The organism is Zobellella maritima (genome assembly GCF_003075035.1).
Classification (GTDB): Bacteria; Pseudomonadota; Gammaproteobacteria; order Enterobacterales; family Aeromonadaceae; genus Oceanimonas; species Oceanimonas maritima.
Genome location: NZ_QCZE01000004.1, coordinates 62,347 through 80,214 on the forward strand (window position 1 = coordinate 62,347; position 17,868 = coordinate 80,214).

At 60.2% G+C, this 17,868-nt stretch carries 17 protein-coding genes; 14 read left to right on the top strand and 3 right to left on the bottom strand.

Translation table 11 applies throughout. The annotated features are described in order from the left end of the window. Positions 1-17 precede the first annotated feature (17 nt). The 4 genes from DCS96_RS15585 to DCS96_RS15600 all read left to right on the top strand — a co-directional run bounded on the left by DCS96_RS15585 (position 18) and on the right by DCS96_RS15600 (position 3,339). A complete protein-coding gene (locus tag DCS96_RS15585) occupies positions 18-257 on the top strand; it encodes a hypothetical protein (RefSeq protein WP_116475326.1) in 240 nt (79 codons plus the stop codon). 364 nt (positions 258-621) lie between these two features. After that, positions 622-1,950, top strand: coding sequence for a dicarboxylate/amino acid:cation symporter (locus DCS96_RS15590; RefSeq protein WP_116475327.1), 1,329 nt, complete (start codon positions 622-624; stop codon positions 1,948-1,950). A gap of 43 nt (positions 1,951-1,993) precedes the next feature. Beyond that, entirely contained in the window at positions 1,994-2,500 is a 507-nt protein-coding gene (locus DCS96_RS15595) for a DMT family transporter (RefSeq protein WP_116475328.1), read from the top strand. A 242-nt stretch (positions 2,501-2,742) separates the two neighbouring features. Then, positions 2,743-3,339 (top strand): O-methyltransferase, encoded by a 597-nt coding sequence (locus DCS96_RS15600; protein WP_116475329.1) that lies wholly within the window; start codon positions 2,743-2,745, stop codon positions 3,337-3,339. Between the two features lie 67 nt (positions 3,340-3,406). Here DCS96_RS15600 and norR read toward each other — a convergent pair whose 3' ends face one another. Further along, entirely contained in the window at positions 3,407-4,945 is a 1,539-nt protein-coding gene (gene norR / locus DCS96_RS15605; protein WP_116475330.1) for a nitric oxide reductase transcriptional regulator NorR, read from the bottom strand. Positions 4,946-5,099: 154 nt separating this feature from the next. Between norR and ytfE the strand changes: the two genes are divergently transcribed. Together ytfE and DCS96_RS15615 are read left to right on the top strand one after the other, a co-directional pair. Beyond that, positions 5,100-5,795: an iron-sulfur cluster repair protein YtfE gene (gene ytfE, locus DCS96_RS15610; protein ID WP_116475331.1), complete on the top strand. Its 696-nt coding sequence runs from the start codon at positions 5,100-5,102 to the stop codon at positions 5,793-5,795. Further along, positions 5,788-8,064 (top strand): nitric-oxide reductase large subunit, encoded by a 2,277-nt coding sequence (locus DCS96_RS15615; protein ID WP_116475332.1) that lies wholly within the window; start codon positions 5,788-5,790, stop codon positions 8,062-8,064. Before ytfE ends, DCS96_RS15615 begins: the two co-directional genes overlap by 8 nt. A 113-nt stretch (positions 8,065-8,177) precedes the next feature. Here DCS96_RS15615 and DCS96_RS18635 read toward each other — a convergent pair whose 3' ends face one another. After that, a complete protein-coding gene (locus DCS96_RS18635; RefSeq protein ID WP_157953646.1) occupies positions 8,178-8,381 on the bottom strand; it encodes a hypothetical protein in 204 nt (67 codons plus the stop codon). A gap of 78 nt (positions 8,382-8,459) precedes the next feature. Between DCS96_RS18635 and DCS96_RS15620 the strand changes: the two genes are divergently transcribed. The 3 genes from DCS96_RS15620 to DCS96_RS15630 are packed head-to-tail and all read left to right on the top strand — an operon-like array spanning position 8,460 to position 11,455. Then, entirely contained in the window at positions 8,460-9,488 is a 1,029-nt protein-coding gene (locus tag DCS96_RS15620) for a TRAP transporter substrate-binding protein (RefSeq protein ID WP_116475333.1), read from the top strand. Between the two features lie 47 nt (positions 9,489-9,535). Further along, positions 9,536-10,129: a TRAP transporter small permease gene (locus DCS96_RS15625; protein ID WP_116475334.1), complete on the top strand. Its 594-nt coding sequence runs from the start codon at positions 9,536-9,538 to the stop codon at positions 10,127-10,129. A 39-nt stretch (positions 10,130-10,168) separates the two neighbouring features. Further along, positions 10,169-11,455: a TRAP transporter large permease gene (locus DCS96_RS15630; protein ID WP_116475335.1), complete on the top strand. Its 1,287-nt coding sequence runs from the start codon at positions 10,169-10,171 to the stop codon at positions 11,453-11,455. Positions 11,456-11,497: 42 nt separating this feature from the next. Here the strand turns inward: DCS96_RS15630 and DCS96_RS15635 are convergent, their stop codons facing one another. Continuing rightward, entirely contained in the window at positions 11,498-12,802 is a 1,305-nt protein-coding gene (locus tag DCS96_RS15635) for an inosine/guanosine kinase (protein ID WP_116475336.1), read from the bottom strand. A 242-nt stretch (positions 12,803-13,044) separates the two neighbouring features. Between DCS96_RS15635 and DCS96_RS15640 the strand changes: the two genes are divergently transcribed. The 5 genes from DCS96_RS15640 to DCS96_RS15660 all read left to right on the top strand — a co-directional run bounded on the left by DCS96_RS15640 (position 13,045) and on the right by DCS96_RS15660 (position 17,866). After that, entirely contained in the window at positions 13,045-13,464 is a 420-nt protein-coding gene (locus DCS96_RS15640) for an arsenate-mycothiol transferase ArsC (RefSeq protein ID WP_232818298.1), read from the top strand. Between the two features lie 122 nt (positions 13,465-13,586). After that, a complete protein-coding gene (locus DCS96_RS15645) occupies positions 13,587-14,087 on the top strand; it encodes a phosphatase domain-containing putative toxin (protein WP_116475337.1) in 501 nt (166 codons plus the stop codon). Positions 14,088-14,299: 212 nt separating this feature from the next. Further along, positions 14,300-14,599, top strand: a complete 300-nt coding sequence (locus DCS96_RS15650; RefSeq protein ID WP_198650103.1) for a TonB-dependent receptor — start codon at positions 14,300-14,302, stop codon at positions 14,597-14,599. Between the two features lie 175 nt (positions 14,600-14,774). Next, positions 14,775-15,926, top strand: a complete 1,152-nt coding sequence (locus DCS96_RS15655) for an efflux RND transporter periplasmic adaptor subunit (protein WP_116475339.1) — start codon at positions 14,775-14,777, stop codon at positions 15,924-15,926. Next, positions 15,923-17,866 carry a MacB family efflux pump subunit gene (locus tag DCS96_RS15660; protein WP_116475340.1) on the top strand — a complete coding sequence of 648 codons (1,944 nt, stop codon included), beginning with the start codon at positions 15,923-15,925 and terminating at the stop codon, positions 17,864-17,866. The genes DCS96_RS15655 and DCS96_RS15660 overlap by 4 nt, the downstream gene beginning before the upstream one ends. Positions 17,867-17,868 lie beyond the last annotated feature (2 nt).

Genomic DNA, 17,868 nt, shown 5'->3' on the forward strand with positions numbered 1-17,868 from the left:
GTGACAGGGAGCAGAGGGTGACAGAGCAAAATACCAGGGTGCCTACCTGGATATTCGTGTTGATCAACCATCAAGTCAGGCAGGATGCCATGGCTGGCCATGAGCTCTGGCTGGACGAGATCATAGCCGCGTCTTCACGGTTTCCAGGACACCAGGGAGTGAAGATTCTCACGCCGGTCGGCAGCCATAACCAGTATGATTTGGCCGTGCGCTTTGCCGGCCAGGGTCGCGCTCGTTGCGGTGAAAACCGTATCTGACGCATGCAGACAGCCAGCCGGCATCCCGACCCGGACACAGATACGACCAAACAACCCCCTATAACCACAGTCATGGGGTATAACCACAAGAAATCCGAGTATCTATCTGATTAATATAATTTAAGCCAAAAATAGCGGGTAAAGCCATGCCCCTGGTTATACCCCTTCCCCTGCTCCGACGCCCCCGACAGATATTCTCTTTTCAATTATAAAACAGCCACCTATAAAAACTTTTTACAAGTGGCACCAAAGTTGCCTAAAAGTACGCTTTGGTTTTAGCCCTCGTCTTCCGAGCTGATGGCTGAACTACACTGTTTTCAATCCTTTAATACCAAACCAATCCTTGGATAAGGAGTATCCACCCATGCGTACCAACTCAAAAAAGATGTCGCTGACTGGCCGGGTCCTGCTGGGCATGAGCCTTGGCATCGTCGTCGGTTTTATTTTCCGCACCCTGCTGGAAGATGTTCCCTTTGTACATGACTACCTGGTCGACGGCCTGCTGCAGGTTGGGGGCCAGATCTTTATCGCCAGCCTGAAGATGTTGGTGGTCCCGCTGATTTTCGTATCTCTGGTGTGCGGCACCAGTTCGCTGAAGGATCTTGCCACCCTGGGTCGTCTCGGCGGCAAGACCCTGGCCTTCTATCTGACCACCACCGCCATTGCCATCAGCCTGGCGCTGCTAATGGGCAACCTGTTCCAGCCGGGCCAGGGGGTGGATCTGACAACCGCCTCCAGCTTCACCGCCAAGGAAGCACCTTCTCTGGGCGAAGTGATCATCGGCATGTTCCCCACCAACCCCATCAACTCCATGGCCCAGGGCAACACCCTGCAGATCATCGTGTTTGCCGTACTGTTCGGTATTGCCATCAGCCTGGCCGGCAAGCCGGGAGAGCGCATCGCCGCCCTGTTCAATGACTTCAACGAAGTGATCATGAAGCTGGTGGCGCTGCTGATGAATATAGCGCCGTATGGGGTGTTCTGCCTGATGGCCCAGCTATTTACCAGCCTGGGCCTGGATGCCATCATCAACCTGATGGCATACTTCCTGGTACTGGCCGGCACCCTGCTGCTACACGCCCTGGTCACCTACACCCTGATGTTCAAGGCGTTTACCGGCCTGAGTCCGTTTACTTTCCTGAAAAAAATGGAAGACGCAGTGATGTTCGCCTTCTCCACTGCCTCCTCCAATGCCACCATTCCGGTGACCATGGAAACCACCACCCGACGCATGGGCGTGGACAACAGGGTCTCTTCCTTTACCGTGCCGCTGGGCGCCACCATCAACATGGACGGCACTGCCATCATGCAGGGGGTGGCTACCGCCTTTATCGCCCAGGCCTTTAATATCGATCTGAGCTTCAACGATTACCTGATGGTTATCCTGACCGCCACCCTGGCCTCTGTCGGCACCGCAGGTGTACCTGGAGTCGGCCTGGTCATGCTGGCTATGGTACTCAACCAGGTCGGCTTGCCGGTGGAAGGTATTGCACTGATCATCGGCGTGGACCGCCTGCTGGACATGATCCGCACCGCCGTGAACATCACCGGTGATGCGGTGGTCACCTGTATCGTGGGTAAAAGCGAAGGCGCCATGGACCTGACCCGCTTCCATGACCCCCATGCCGGTGAAAAAGAAGAAGACATTCACTTCCCGCGCGAAAAGCCGTCTCAATCGCCAGCCGAGAGCTGATGCCGGAGCCGCCAAGCGGTACGTAGTAAAGCACGCCCGAGTCATGCTCGGGCGTGCTTTACTGCAGGGTAAGGACTGGACGGACAGGGTTCTAACAGAGCCACAGTCCGCCAGCAACGCCGCTCTCGGCCGGGCCCTGGGCCACCCGCTGTGGGCCACCCTTATCTCTCTGACGGTCAGCCTGCTGGTGCTGGTCCCTGTCCTGCTGGCCATGCGGGTCCCTTCGCCCTTTTTCGGCCAAGCGCTGCAGATGCCGACCTGGATATGGGCAGGGGGGATCCTCGGCGTAGTTTACCTTTCTGCCTCCCTGATGCTGGCACCTCGACTGGGGGCAACCGGATTGATTGTGTGCGTGATGGCCGGGCAGATGATAGCGGCGTTGATCATCGATCAATTCGGCCTGATGGGACTCGCCGCCCGTCCCATCAACCTTGGCCGCAGTGCCGGTGTGATGCTCATTGTGGCGGGCATGCTCCTGGTTATTTTCACCTCATCCCCGATCGAGCACAGAGCCCATCAAGGCCCCCTGGCCACCTCCCCGCCCCAATAGCCGCCACCGAAGGGGCGCTATTGGCAATGATGAAAACCTCAATGGCCACCGCCTCCACCATGAGGGAACAGGTCGCCCCCCACTAAAGTCAAAGTCGGGGCCCTGGCGGAGGCAGAGAACCAAATAGCAGACTATGTCCGCCGTTTTTCGGGTAGCGACAATACTGATTGAAGCCCGGTTTATGCGGGGTTCCAGGGGGAGACGCGGCGACTTTTAGCCGACGGGCACATAAGGGGAATTATATGCACTCACAGCTTGAACAACTAAAACGGGAGCTGGAGCAATTTGGCCGGCAGCACGACGCCGCCAACCAGGATCGAGCCAAACGCATGCTGAATATCCCCCGGGATACCTGCGAGTTTCTGTCGGTGTTGATACAGGCCACAGCGGCGCGGCATATCCTGGAAATAGGCACCTCCAACGGCTATTCCACCCTCTGGCTGGCGGAAGCCGCGCATATCACCGGCGGCAAGGTGATAACGGTGGAATACGCCGAACCCAAATGTGCCATGGCCCGGGAAAATTTTGCCGCCGCCGGCCTGGACGGGGTTATCGAGTCACATTGTATCGAGGCCGGTCGGTTGTTGTCCCGGCTGGCGCCCGCTTCCCAGGATCTGATCTTCCTCGACTCGGAGCGTTCCAAATACCTCGGCTGGTGGCCCAGCCTGCAATCCGTGCTGCGCCCCGGCGGCCTGCTGGTGGTCGACAATGCGCTTTCGCATCAACAGGAGCTGGCCGAGTTTACCCGGCGGGTTGCGTCCGATCCCGGTTTTACCAGCTGCCTGGTGCCGGTCGGCAAGGGCAAGTTTCTCGCCACCAAGGCCAGGCTCCGGGAATAAAGGGAGACGCTCTCCCATGCTCCCACATGACACCCCGGATAGCCGGTGCTAATGGCCAGCTCACGACTTACTTCAATCCCAATCTCTTCGCCAGCTTATGCAGGTTGCTGGGATCTATTTCCAGCAGTCGAGCGGCGGCGGCCCAGTTGTTCCTGCATTCACTCAACGCCTGCTCTACGGCCCGGCGCTGAGCCTGATTGGTTGCTTGCTGCAGGCTGACCAGGGGCTGAGCCGGCGAGCGGGGGGCTGTTACAGCCACGGCTTCTACATCAGCGACAGGCTGGTGCAGATTGCCGGCCAGATCCAGCAGCTCGGGCTCCAAGGTGATGATGTCTTCCCGCGCCGCGCCCCGGCTGATGGCCTTGAGCGCCGCGCGGCTGATCACATGCTCCAGCTCGCGCACATTGCCCGGCCAGCCGTAGCCGCACAGGGCCTGTTCGGAGGCCGTTGACAGGCGCAGGCTGCGCACCCCCAGCCGGCCCCGGTTCAGCTCCAGGAAGTGCCCGGCCAGTACCAGCACATCGCTGCCCCGCTCGCGTAAAGGCGGGATCGGCACCGGATATACCGACAACCGGTGGTACAGATCGGCGCGAAAATGACCGTCGCGCACGCTGTCATGCAGCTGGCGGTTGGTGGCGGCAATCACCCGTACATTGACCTTGCGTGGTTCGTCTTCCCCCAGCCGCTGGATCTCGCCATTCTGCAAGGCCCGCAGCAACTTGGCCTGGATGCCGAGCGGCAACTCACCCACTTCATCCAGAAACAGGGTGCCGCCGTCGGCGGCCTCGAAGCGCCCGGCCCGGGCGTTGCCGGCGCCGGAAAAGGCGCCTTTCACATGGCCGAACAACTCGCTTTCGGCCAGGGATTCGGGCAGGGCAGCGCAGTTGACCTGCACCAGCGGCCGCCGCCGACGGCGCGAACGCTGATGCAGCCGGTGGGCAAACAGATCCTTGCCCACCCCGGTCTCTCCGGTGAGCAACACCGGCAAATCGGAGTCGGCCACCACATCCAGCTCCTGCAACAGATGCTTGAGCTGCGCACTCTGCCCCAGGATCTCGCCCTTGTCATGGGCCGTTACCGGCTCATGGGCATCATGGCGCACCAGGCGCAAGCCGCGCACCTCCTGCTCCAGCCGGGTCATGCGTACCGCCGCCTCCACCGTCAGGGTAAAGCGCTGCAAGCTGTCCCGGGCATCCAGATCAAAGGTCCCCGCCTGCAACGCATCCAGGGTCAGCACCCCCCACAACTCCCCCTCCACATGCAGGCTGATGCCCATGCAGTCGTGTACCCGCAGCGGTTCGCCCAGGTGATGCTCAACCAGGCCGTCATAGGGATCCGGCAGGGTGGAGTCGGGCGGAAACGATACCGTGCTGCGACTGGCCAGGATGGCTGCCAGCCTGGGGTGCTGACCAACCAGAAAGCGCCGCCCCAGCACCTCGCGCGCCAGCCCGTCCACCGCCACCGGGCTCAGGGCGTCATCGTCCAGCCGGAGCAGACAGACGGCGCCACAGTGAAAATATTCACGCAGGGTGCGCACCAGATTTTGCAGCCGTACGGCGCTGGGTAGCTCGGTGGTGAGATCGGCCAGAAGGATATCCTGCAACATGGTATTTTTTACCTATATCGGGTAATAAACACCCTAAATCAATAGGGTATTTATTACCATAAAAATAATAAATTATTATAAATCAACAAAGTAAAAACTGGCATGTTAAATGCCTATTTATGGGTGAGCATCTTGCCACAAGGAGATAACACCCATGAACCTGCTTGACCAACCCATCGGCGTGATCGCCCGGGACCTGCCCGGCGCCAGCCGCATATTCCATCATTACCAGCTGGACTTCTGCTGTAATGGCCAGCGCCTGCTGGGTGAGGTACTGGCAGAGCAGGGCATAGTTCCCGCTCTGGTGGTTGCCGGCCTGGAAACCCTGCTCGCCCAGCATGATCAAGCAAAGAGCTGGACCAACGAACCGATAAGTACCCTGATCGGCCATATTCTTGATCGATATCATGCGGTCCATCGTGAACAGCTGACAGAATTGCTGCGCCTGGCCCGCCGGGTCGAACTGGTTCACGGCGACAAGGCGGAATGCCCCCACGGTCTGGCCGACCACCTGGACGCCATGCGTCAGGAGCTGGAAAGCCATATGCAGAAAGAAGAACAAATCCTCTTTCCCATGCTCAGGCGCCACCTCGCTGACCAGGCCCGGGGCCCCATTACCATCATGCGCCTGGAGCACGACGAGCATGATGAAGCCCTGGCCCGGATGGTGCGCCTGGCCAGAGATCTGGAGCTGCCGCCGGGGGCCTGCAATACCTGGCGTGCCCTCTATGCCGGGCTGACCGAATTCAAAGACGATTTACTGCAACACATTCACCTGGAGAACAACCTGCTGTTCGACCAGGACTATCTTTCCAATTCCAACAAGCACCAGGAGGTGCAACATGGCTAACTATCGTCGCCTATGGACGATCTTGCTGATCGTACTGGGTATTACCTTTTGCGTACTCGGCTATTTTGGCCGGGAAGTCTACCGGGTGGCGCCCCCCATTCCCGCCCAGGTGGTCACCACCGATGGCACCCTGCTGATGACCGAAGAAAGTATCCTCGATGGCCAGACCGCCTGGCAATCGGTGGGCGGCATGCAACTCGGCTCTATCTGGGGCCATGGCGCCTACCAGGCGCCGGACTGGACCGCCGACTGGTTGCACCGGGAACTGATGATCTGGTTGGACCTGGCTGCCCATGATGAATTCGGCACCCACTACGCCAACCTGGACGAAGAGCAGCAGGCGCTGTTGCAGCACCGGCTGAAAAAGGAATACCGCGCCAATACCTACGATGAAGCCAACGACGTACTGGTGATTTCCGAGCGCCGTGCCCAGGCCATGGCCGGTGCCGCCGACTACTACAGCCGTCTGTTCAGCGACGCTCCCGAACTGCGGGGCACCCGCCAGAGCTACGCCATGAAGGAAGACACCCTGCCAAGCGCCGAACGCCGCGAGCAAATGACCAACTTCTTCTTCTGGACCGCCTGGGCCGCCGCCACAGAACGTACCGCCGGTGAGGCAACCTATACCAACAACTGGCCCCATGAGCCGCTGATCGACAACAAACCCACCGCAGAAAACATCATCTGGTCCATCACCAGTGTGGTCCTGCTGATCGCCGGTGTCGGCGGCCTGATCTGGGCCTGGGCCTTCCTGCGCAAGGAAGACGAACTGCACCCTGAGGCCCCGGCCAGGGATCCGCTGACCAGCTTCAAGCTGACACCATCCCAAAAGGCGCTGGGAAAATACCTGTTCCTGGTGGTCGCCCTGTTCACCTTTCAGGTAATGATGGGTGGCATCACCGCCCACTACACGGTGGAAGGCCAGCATTTCTATGGTCTTGAACTGTCCAAGTGGTTCCCCTACAGCCTGGTACGCACCTGGCACCTGCAAAGTGCCCTGTTCTGGATCGCCACCGGCTTCCTGGCTGCCGGCCTGTTCCTGGCCCCCATCATCAACGGCGGCAAGGATCCCAGGTTCCAGAAACTGGGGGTGGATGTGCTGTTTTGGGCCCTGATCGCCGTGGTGGTCGGCAGCTTCGCCGGCAACTACCTGGCCATTGCCCAGATCATGCCCGCCGACCTGAGCTTCTGGCTGGGCCATCAGGGCTATGAATATGTCGACCTAGGCCGCCTGTGGCAGATCGGCAAATTCATCGGTATCGTGCTGTGGCTGGTGCTGATGCTGCGCGGCATCGTCCCCGCCCTGCGTCAGCCCGGTGACAAGCACCTGCTGGCCCTGCTCACCGCCTCCTGCGCCGCCATCGGCCTGTTCTACGGTGCCGGCTTCTTCTACGGCGAACGCACCCATATTTCGGTGATGGAATACTGGCGCTGGTGGATAGTGCACCTGTGGGTGGAAGGCTTCTTTGAAGTGTTCGCCGCCACTGCCATGGCCTTTATCTTCTGCAACATGGGGCTGGTATCCAAGCGCATGGCCACCACTGCCAGCCTGGCCTCCGCCTCGCTGTTTATGCTCGGTGGTATCCCGGGTACCTTCCACCACTTGTATTTCTCCGGCACCACCACCCCGGTGATGGCCGTTGGCGCCACCTTCAGCGCGCTGGAAGTGGTCCCCCTGGTGGTACTGGGCTACGAAGCCTGGGAAAACTGGAGCCTGAAGCACCGCGCCCCCTGGATGGAAAACGTGAAGTGGCCGTTGTTGTTCTTTATCGCCGTGGCATTCTGGAACATGCTGGGCGCCGGGGTTATGGGCTTTATGATCAACCCCCCGGTCGCGCTCTACTATATCCAGGGCCTGAACACCACGCCGACCCATGCCCACGCGGCCCTGTTCGGTGTCTACGGCTTCCTGGCCCTGGGCTTCACCCTGTTAGTACTGCGCTATATCCGTCCCAACATGGTGTTTAACGAATCGCTGATGAAAACCGCCTTCTGGTGGCTCAACGGTGGCCTGGTGCTGATGCTGTTCACCAGCGTGCTGCCGGTGGGGATCATCCAGTTCGTGGCCAGCGCCAGCGAAGGCCTCTGGTACGCACGCAGCGAAAGCTTTATGCAGCAGGGCCTGCTGCAGACCCTGCGCTGGGTGCGTACCTTCGGTGACGTGGTGTTTATCATCGGTGCCCTGGCGGTGGCCTCACAGGTGGTGATTGGCCTGTGGCCCCGCGGCAGGCAGGCTCAGGCCGGCGTGACCGAGCTGATGTCCAAGTAACCGATTGAGAGTCGATCAGTAAACGGTCCCGGCGCTCATACCGTCGGGGCCGATTTCGTTTGCCTCCTGGTCCGGCTTACTCGGCCAGGGTCAGCAAGTGCCTCATCCGGCCTTCAAAAACAATTAGTATTGAAAGCATATTCATCCCCTTTCCCGATACCGTTCTCACAAATCCGCATGACACTGACAATGTGCCAGGCAATCACCAGCCAAGCTCCAATACCGCTCACCAAACATGAAAATAACAAATAGATTGTTAATTCAAGCAATTGTAATGCCATCAATTGATAAACCAAGGGGCATTTAATTGGTTTCACTGCTTGCACCTATCGTTTTATTTTGTCAGTCTTTAATCGATTCAGGAAGTTACAACTCAAAATAATGGAGAGTGCGCGATGAACACGTTTAGTCAACTCGGGAAACTGACCGCCCTGCCAGCCCTGGCCCTGGCCACTATCACCGCCGCCACTTCGGTGAATGCCGACAACTGGCGCTACGCCCATGAAGAGTACGAAGGCGATGTGCAGGACGTCTATGCCTACAAGTTCAAGGAATACATAGAGGAACACTCGGATCATACCCTGCAGGTCTACCGTTTTGGCGAGCTGGGCGAGTCCGACGACATCATGGAGCAGACCCAGGCCGGCATCCTCAATTTCGTCAACCAGTCTCCCGGCTTTACCGGCGCACTGATCCCCGAAGCCCAGATCTTCTTCATTCCCTACCTGATGCCCACCGACATGGATACGGTGATCAGCTTCTTCCGCCACAGCGACGCCATCAACCAGGATTTTCCCAAGCTATACGCCGAAAAGGGGCTCGAGCTGCTGAAGATGTATCCTGAAGGGGAAATGGTGATGACCCTCGACGAGCCGGTCACCAGCCCCGAGCAACTGAACAACAAGAAAATCCGGGTCATGACCAACCCGCTGCTGTCGGCGACCTACTCCTCCTTTGGCGCCACCCCTACCCCATTGCCCTGGGGAGAAGTGTACGGCGCCCTGCAGACCAATATGATCCAGGGCCAGGAAAATCCCATCTTCTGGATTGAATCCGGCGGCCTGTATGAAGTTTCCCCCAACCTGGTGTTTACCGGTCACGGCTGGTTCACCACCGCCATGATGGCCAACCAAGACTTCTACCAGGGGCTGTCCGATCAGGACCAGCAGCTGGTCCGGGACGCCGCCGACTATGCCTTCGAGGAAATCATCGCGCATATCGACGGCCTGGCCGAGCGCTCACTGGAAAAGATCACCAACAACAGTGACGAGGTGACCGTCACCCGCCTGACCGAAGGCCAGATAGCGGCATTCCGGCAACGCGCCCCGCAGGTGGAAGAGAAGTTTATCGAGATGACCGGCGATCGTGGCCAGGCACTGCTGACCCAGTTCAAGCAGGATCTGCAAGAGATACCGTCTAACTGAGCCTGCGACAGGCACCGGTCGGTGCCTGTTACTGCGGAGTGGAGCCCATGCCCGAACATTCCCCCCAGCTGGATGACGATACCGGCGCCTACCGATCGGGCCTGCCCGGCTGGCTGGGCACCCTGGATGAATGGATAGCCAGAGTGGAGGCCGTCATGCTCGCCGCCGGCGTGCTGCTGATGGCGGTCAATACCTGTGTCAGTGTCGTCGCCCGCTTTGTATTCGGGGAAGGCCTGTTCTTCTCCGGCGAGATCAACCGCATCCTGATTATCTTTATCACCTTCGCCGGTATCGGCTATGCGGCCCGCCACGGCCGACACATTCGCATGTCGGCCCTGTACGACAGCTTTCCGCCCCGGGGCCGCAAGGTGCTGATGATACTGATCGCCCTGCTTACTTCTCTGGTGATGTTTTTCCTGTGCTTTCATGCCTATGGCTATCTCGAAACCCTGTATGGCCGCGGTCGTATCCTGCCGGCCCTGGGGATCGAAATATGGTGGATCTATCTCTGGGCCCCGGTTGGCTTTGCCATTACCGGCATCCAGTATCTGCTGACGGCGGTCAAGAATATCGGCAGCGGCCGGGTATACCTCTCCACCCAGGTAACCGATGACTATACCGATACCGGCACGCCAGGCTAACTCCGGCCATAAAGGCTTCATACGACACAGGCATTGCTTATGGCAACAACATTGATGCTTATCATGATCGGGCTGCTACTGCTGGGCTTCCCGATGATGATCCCGCTGGCGACGGCCGCCATCGTCGGTTTTGTGATGATGTTCGACGGCTTCGGCCAGATGGGCACCCTGATCCAGCAGATGATGGCCGGCATTCGACCCGCCTCCCTGATTGCCGTGCCCATGTTCATCCTGGCCGCGGACATCATGACTCGTGGCCAGTCGGCGGATCGCCTGATCAACATGGTGATGGCCTTTATCGGCCATATCAGGGGCGGCCTGGCAATCAGCACCGCCACTTCCTGCACCCTGTTCGGAGCCGTTTCCGGCTCCACCCAGGCGACCGTGGTGGCGGTGGGCTCCCCGCTGCGACCCAAAATGCTCAAGGCCGGTTATTCCGATCCCTTTACCCTGGCCCTGATTATCAACGCCAGTGACATCGCCTTCCTGATCCCGCCGAGTATCGGCATGATCATCTACGGCGTTATCTCCGAGACTTCCATTGCCGAGCTGTTTATCGCCGGCATAGGCCCGGGCCTGCTGATCCTGGTGATGTTCTCGCTCTACTGCCTGTACTACGCCCATAAAAACCAGGTACCCACCGAGCCCAGGGCATGCTGGCGGGTGCGAGTCCGTGCGGTGCGGGATGCCATGTGGCCGCTGTTCTTCCCGGTGATCATAGTGGGCGGTATCTATGGCGGCATCTTCAGCCCTACCGAGGCGGCAGCGGTCTGCGTACTCTATGCCTTTTTGCTGGAGTTCCTGATCTTCCGCTCGCTCAAACTCGCCGAAATCTATCGTATCGCCAAGTCCACCGGCCTGATTACCGCCGTGGTGTTTATTCTGGTGGCCGTCGGCAACGGTTTTTCCTGGATACTCTCCTTCGCCCAGATCCCCCAGACCATACTGGAAGCAGCAGGAGTGAACCAGGCCGGGCCGGTGGGGGTGCTGATCGCCATCTGCGTGGCCTTCTTTATTGCCTGCATGTTCGTCGATCCCATCGTGGTGATCCTGGTGCTGACCCCGATCTTCGCCCCGGCGATTCAGGCCACCGGCCTGGATCCCGTGCTGGTGGGTGTGCTGATCACCCTGCAGGTAGCCATTGGCTCGGCCACTCCGCCGTTCGGTTGCGACATCTTCACCGCCATCGCCATTTTCAAACGGCCGTACCTGGAGGTGATACGCGGTACCCCGCCCTTTATCTTCATGCTGGTGGCGGCCGCCGGGCTGATTATCGCCTTCCCGGATATCGCCCTCGGGCTGCGGGATCTGGCCTTTGCCGACTAGCAAACGGCCCCGGCGGATTCACCGCCGGGGCCGTTTTTGCTGCTACCGATCCCAATAGGCTTCTTCCAGCGAGTCTTCCCGTTCCGGTAGGCCCCGCGACAGGCGTGGCGAATGCTGCACCAACACCTCGTAACTGACCCGGTTGGCATACTTGCTGACCTGGGACAGGGAAGAATAGGTCAGGTGCGGGGCCTGGTGCTTGGTACTGCCGGGCACATTCTGCCGGTGATAACCGTTGGCTGCCATGTCATGCAACAGGGCCGCCAAGGCACCATCACCGGCGCCGTTGGTATTCTTGATCCGTTCGGGCCCGCCCATGTAGGGCGCGATATGAGTATAGATTTTGCGCGGCTGCCGACAATCCCCGCGTCGCATGGGCCGGGAATATTCATAGCGGTTGAACTCAGGGATGGCCCCGGGCAGTAACTCGCGACCGCTCTCCCGCTTATGGACCTCGTCCACATGGCCGGCCAGGTAGAGGCCGAGGGGGCCTGCGGTGCACAGCACCAGGTCGGTCCATTCCAACACCTGCTCACAGGCTCGCAGCGGCTCATCGATACCGGTCAGGGCCAGGGCTTCATCCTCGTTCATCGCCACCACTGTCACATAATCCCGGATAAACCGCTGCCACCAGGCCCGCCTGTCTTCCACGATAAACTTGGTACCCATGGTCAACACCACGGGCACACCCGCCTCTCTTGCCCAGGTTACCGCCTGCAGGGCGGTGTCCTTCATCGGCTCATCCGCGTCACAGCGCATCAGATAGGCGGTGATCACCAGCGCCGAGGCCGACTGGATTTGTGCCTTGTCCAGGTAGGCCGGCGCCAGCCTGTCCATCATCCCTTTGTTGATGGCGAAGCTGCGCTCACCGTCCGCCGAGATCAGGGTAATGCACTGGCCGATGGAGCCGGTGACCGGCTGCAGGTAGTTAAGATCGACCCGCGACGAGGTATTGCACAGATAACGATAGGCGGAGGTACCAACCCGGATCTGTTCGTTCATCACCCCGAACAACACGGATCTGTCGTCCGCCAGCACAGAGTAGTTATGCAGGGTATTGCCGATGGTGCCGCCGGCGAACTCGGACACGATCAGCCGGTTGGCCAGCAGTTCGTCATAGATAGCCTGGGCACGGGCAGGCTCCAGCACCATCGAATGGCCCTTGGACAGACCATGCCTGGCAAGGAAGTCATCCGGCACATGGGCCTCGATATCGACCATGACCTGGTCGATGCCGCAGATATGGCCGGAGACCGGTTTGTTCTGGGGCAGCAGCTCACTCAACAGCGGATTACGGGCTTCAATCGGGAAGAAATGTTTATGCTTGCGCTGGCCGGGAAATTTCATTGACTTACCACCCCACAGGAAAAGACCCAAGAGTCTAGCAAAAAGCCCTCTTCAGGACAGCGACCGTACAATAATCAAACGTTTTACAGGCAGAAAAACCTTCTCGCCCGCCGTTACCGACACCCGCCTATCAGCAAAAAATGACAGGCCAATGACAATACGCCATGATCCGCCTGCTTCAGATTTGACTTATGACTCCTCGTGAATAGGATAGGCCCACCATACTGGATAGCCCTAACTTCATGTCCATGACCCGTATTTTGTTCCTATGCAGCAATAATGCCGGCAGCTCTCCCATGGCGGAAGCCCTGCTCAGACACCTGGCAGGTGACCGCATCGAGGCCAGTAGCGCCGGCATAAGGCCCGGCGAGATCAGGCCCGAGGTCTTTTCCGCCCTGGAAAAGCTGGGGGTATCGACCCGGGGACTGTGCAGCAAGCAACTGGAGCAGGTCGCCGATCGGTACTTCGATCTGGTGGTGAGCCTGGACCACCAGGCTCACCTGGCGGCAAACGCCATCCCCGCTGCCCGCCATATCACCTGGAACTTCGATGAGCCAGAGGATCGGGACCTGACCCTGCTCACTCGTACCCTCCATGAAATATATGAACGCATCAAACTGCTGGTGCTGATCCAGGATCGCCAGCAGAAAAGTCTGTGGTAGCCCGGGCCTGCATTCCCGCGCCGCTCTGGCTACAGTTTAAAGATCACAAGCGGCCGGACCCGCCTGCATTATCTCTGATTGGCCCGGCACTGGTTTAGCGCCCTCAGAAGCAAGGAGTGACCATGAGCTCAGCAAACACCCACCCGGTCTGGTATATCAACACCCCTCAGCCCGGCCGCCTGGCCCTGACCCCCTGCCCCGGCACCAAGGGTACGTCGCTAACCGACAGCCTGACCCAGCTGCACGACAACGGCGCCGCTGCCGTCATCAGCCTGACGACCGAAGCTGAACTGGCAGAAAAAGACCTGACTCAACTGCCCGAGCTGGTCACCGCCCTGGGGATGCGCTGGCTGCATCTGCCCATTTATGACGAGGAGACACCCGATGTGGTCTGCGAAGCGAAATGGCAGGCCAACAAGACCGCCATGCTGACCTTGCTGGCCCATGGCAAGGACGTCGCCATCCACTGCATGGGGGGATCGGGCCGAACCGGCCTTATCGCCTACCAGGTACTGCGGGCCTTGGGGGTAGAGCCACAACAGGCCCGGGAGCAAATCAAGGCAGTGCGGCCGAGTGCCTTTACCCTGCCCGCCCACATCGATTACATCAAGGGGCTGGACTAGCGCCCTTGGGCAAGGCGCCACGAAGATGGGTCAGCAGCGCGGTAACCTTGCATGGTTGCCGGCCAAAGCCATAGAGCAGCCCTACCGGCCTGGCTGGTAGCCGCCAGCTGCCCAGGCAAGGCTGCAGCTGACCGGGGTAGGCCCGGCTCGCACTGTACGGCAAGGTAGTCCGGGCTGACATAAAGACCACGCGACCAATAGGTCAGCACTTCGTGGCGCAGGCCGCATTCAGGATCGTCCCCCACCCACAACCAGATTTCACCCGGGTCGGTGCCGGGCCGGGGGCCGCGACCTTCGATGACCTCGGAGATTTCAGGGCATACACCCTGTTCAACCTGGGCGGCAGCTACCGGGCATCCGACAACGTCACCCTCAATGCCACTATCTATAACCTGTTCGACAAGGACTTTATCGACTACCAGGCATTTGATAACGGCGACAGCTATGGCAATACTTTCGCCCACATAGAAGAGGGCCGCCGCCTCTGGTTGTCGGCCAATATCCAGTTCTGAGCATCTTGCCCCCCACACAAGGCACATTTTATTGGTCATTGACACACTTGAGTGACAATTAACTGATTGAATATCATTACAATATGATTTTTATCCAGGCAATATCCCCCCATGGTCGAGAACTTTGCCATGGTATGGGTAGTAATTGTTTGGCTGTTTTCGGATCCATTTATCGATGAAACGCACGCACCGTCTGTGGCTGGTCCTGGGGTTGATCCTAGCCCTGGGTACGGGCTACTACTTTTACGAGCGCCTGCTTGGTGACGACCAACAACCGGAGCTGGTCAGCGTGCCGGTGCACAGGGGTGAACTGGTGGACCAGGTCACCGCCACCGGCATACTGCAACCCAGCGGTTATGTGGATGTGGGCGCCCAGGTCTCGGGACAGCTGACCGTCATCCATGTGGAGGTGGGTGACCGGGTCCACCAGGGTGAGTTGCTGGCGGAAATCGACCCTACCATCTACCTGGCCCAGGTGGACGCCAGTCGGGCCCAGCTGCGCAACCAGCGAGCCCAGCTTAAGGATCGCCAGGCCCAGCTAGCGCTGGCACGCATCCAGCACAAGCGACAAACCAGGCTGATGGCGGAAAACGCCACCTCCAGGGAAAACCTGCAGACCGCCGAGGCCGCCCTGCGCTCCGCCGAGGCCCAGGTGGAAGCGCTCAAGGCCCAGATCAGCCAGACCGAGTCCAGCCTGCGCGCCGATGAGGCCAACCTGGATTATGCCCGCATCTATGCGCCGATGGACGGCACAGTCGTCAGCATCAGCGCTCGCCAGGGCCAGACCCTGAATGCCATCCAGCAGGCCCCCACCCTGATGCAGATTGCCGACCTGGCCACCATGACGGTGCAGGCCAGGGTATCCGAAGCCGATGTGGGCAAGCTCACCCCCGGCATGAAGGTCTATTTCACCACCCTGGGGGATCCCAACCAGCGCTGGTTCAGCACACTGCGCAAGGTGGAGCCGACCCCGCTGGTGGAAAACAACGTGGTGCTGTACAACGCCCTGTTCGATATCGCCAACGAGCAGGGCCGCCTGATGTCGCAGATGACCGCCCAGGTGTTCTTTGTGCGGGCCGAGGCCGAGGATGCCCTGCTGGTGCCCATGTCGGCACTGACCTTTCCGGACAGCCAGGACCGCAACCAGGCCAGGGTGGCAATACTGGAAGAAGATGGCAGCATAGAAGAGCGCCAGATCCGGGTGGGCGTGAACAACCGCATCCAGGCCGAGATACTCGAGGGCCTGGCGGAAGGCGAGCAGGTTATCCTTAACGTCAGCCCGGCCGGCGAGCAAAACGGCGGTCGCCGCATGAGGTTCCGCCTGTGAGCGGCCCGGAGGTCCCGCTGATCCGGCTCAGCGGCATCAACAAGCACTACGGCACGGGTGAGCTGGCCGTCCGGGTGCTGCACGATATCGATATCCACATCAACCGGGGGGAGTTTGTCGCCATCGTCGGCAGCTCGGGGTCGGGCAAATCCACCCTGATGCACATCCTCGGCTGCCTGGACAAACCCAGCAGCGGCAGCTACCAACTGATGGGCCGGGATGTCTCCAACCTGAGCAGCGACCAACTGGCCGAACTCAGGCGCGATACCTTCGGTTTCGTGTTCCAGAGCTACCACCTGCTGCCCGGTATCAGCGCCCGGGAAAACGTCGAGGTGCCGGCGGTGTACTCCGGCCTGTCCCGTACCGAACGCCGGGAGCGAGCCGCTCAGCTGCTTACCCGACTGGGCCTGGCCGAGCGGCTGGACCATACCCCCGGCCAGCTGTCCGGCGGCCAGCAACAACGGGTATCGATCGCCCGCGCGCTGATGAACGGCGGTGATATCATACTGGCGGACGAACCCACCGGCGCCCTGGACAGCAAGAGCGGCGCCGATGTGATGGCGCTGCTCACCAGCCTGGCCCGGCAGGGCCATACGGTGATCGTCATTACCCACGACCCCAAGGTCGCGGCCCGTGCCGATCGGCTGATCGAGCTGAGCGATGGACGCATCACCAAAGATCCCGGCCCGGCCGGCCCGGAGCGTGCCGCTCACAAGATAGCGCACCCGACCCGGCATAACCCTGCACTTGCCGAGCTGCTGGAAGCCATCGGCACCGCCTTTCGCTCCCTGCGCAGCAACCTGTTCCGCGCCGCGCTCACCTTGCTGGGCATCGTCATCGGAGTCGCCTCGGTAATCAGCATGCTGGCCGTCGGCAACGGTTCCCAACAACAGATAGTACAGAGCATCAGCGCCATGGGCAGCAACCTGTTGCTGGTTCGTCCGGGAGCCCCCGGCGGGGGCCATTGGGCCCGTAGCGCCACTTCCACCCTGGTGGCGGCGGACATGCTGGCAGTCAGGGAACTGGATGATGTCACGGCGGCGGTGCCTGAAATCAGCGGTACCGCCACCCTGCGCTTCGGCAGCCGGGATCACAGTCCGACCATCAATGCCACCTCGGCGGACTTTCCCCAGGCCCGCCAGTGGTCCCTGGCTCATGGCACCTTTTTCACCGAGGAGGATGAACGCAGTTATGCCACAGTCGCCGTGCTCGGCCAGTCGGTGGTCGAGGCCCTGTTCACGGATCAGGATCCCCTGGGCCAGTATGTGATGGCCAACAATATCCTGTTCCAGGTGATCGGGGTGATGAGCCCCAAGGGCGCCTCACCCTGGGGCCAGGATCAGGATGATGTGGTGTTTATACCCTATACCACAGGTGGCCTGCGACTGTTCGGCCAGCAGTTCCTGCGCAGCATTACCGTGTCGGTGGAGGATGTCTCGCGCATCGATCAGACGGAGCAGGACATCCACCGGCTGTTGTTGGCCCGCCATGGGGTGGAGGACTTCCAGATCCGCAACATGTCGTCGATTATCGACACCGTCTCGGCTACCACCCGCACCTTTACCTGGCTGTTGGGCTCGATCGCCGCCATTTCCCTGCTGGTGGGTGGCATAGGAGTGATGAACATCATGTTGGTGAGCGTCACCGAACGCACTCGGGAAATCGGTATCCGCATGGCCACCGGCGCCCACCGCCGCCATATACAGCAGCAGTTCCTGATCGAGGCGCTGGTGGTATCTGCCCTGGGGGGGCTGATCGGCGTAGCCCTGGGCCTGGGCACCGCCGCCGTGCTCGAGGCCTTCGGCATTCCCGTCTATTTCTCTCTGTCCCCCGTGCTGCTGGCCTTCGGTTGCGCCTTCGTCACCGGCCTGGTGTTCGGCTGGCTACCGGCGCGCAAGGCGGCGCGGCTGGATCCCGTTATCGCCCTCGCTTCGGAATAACC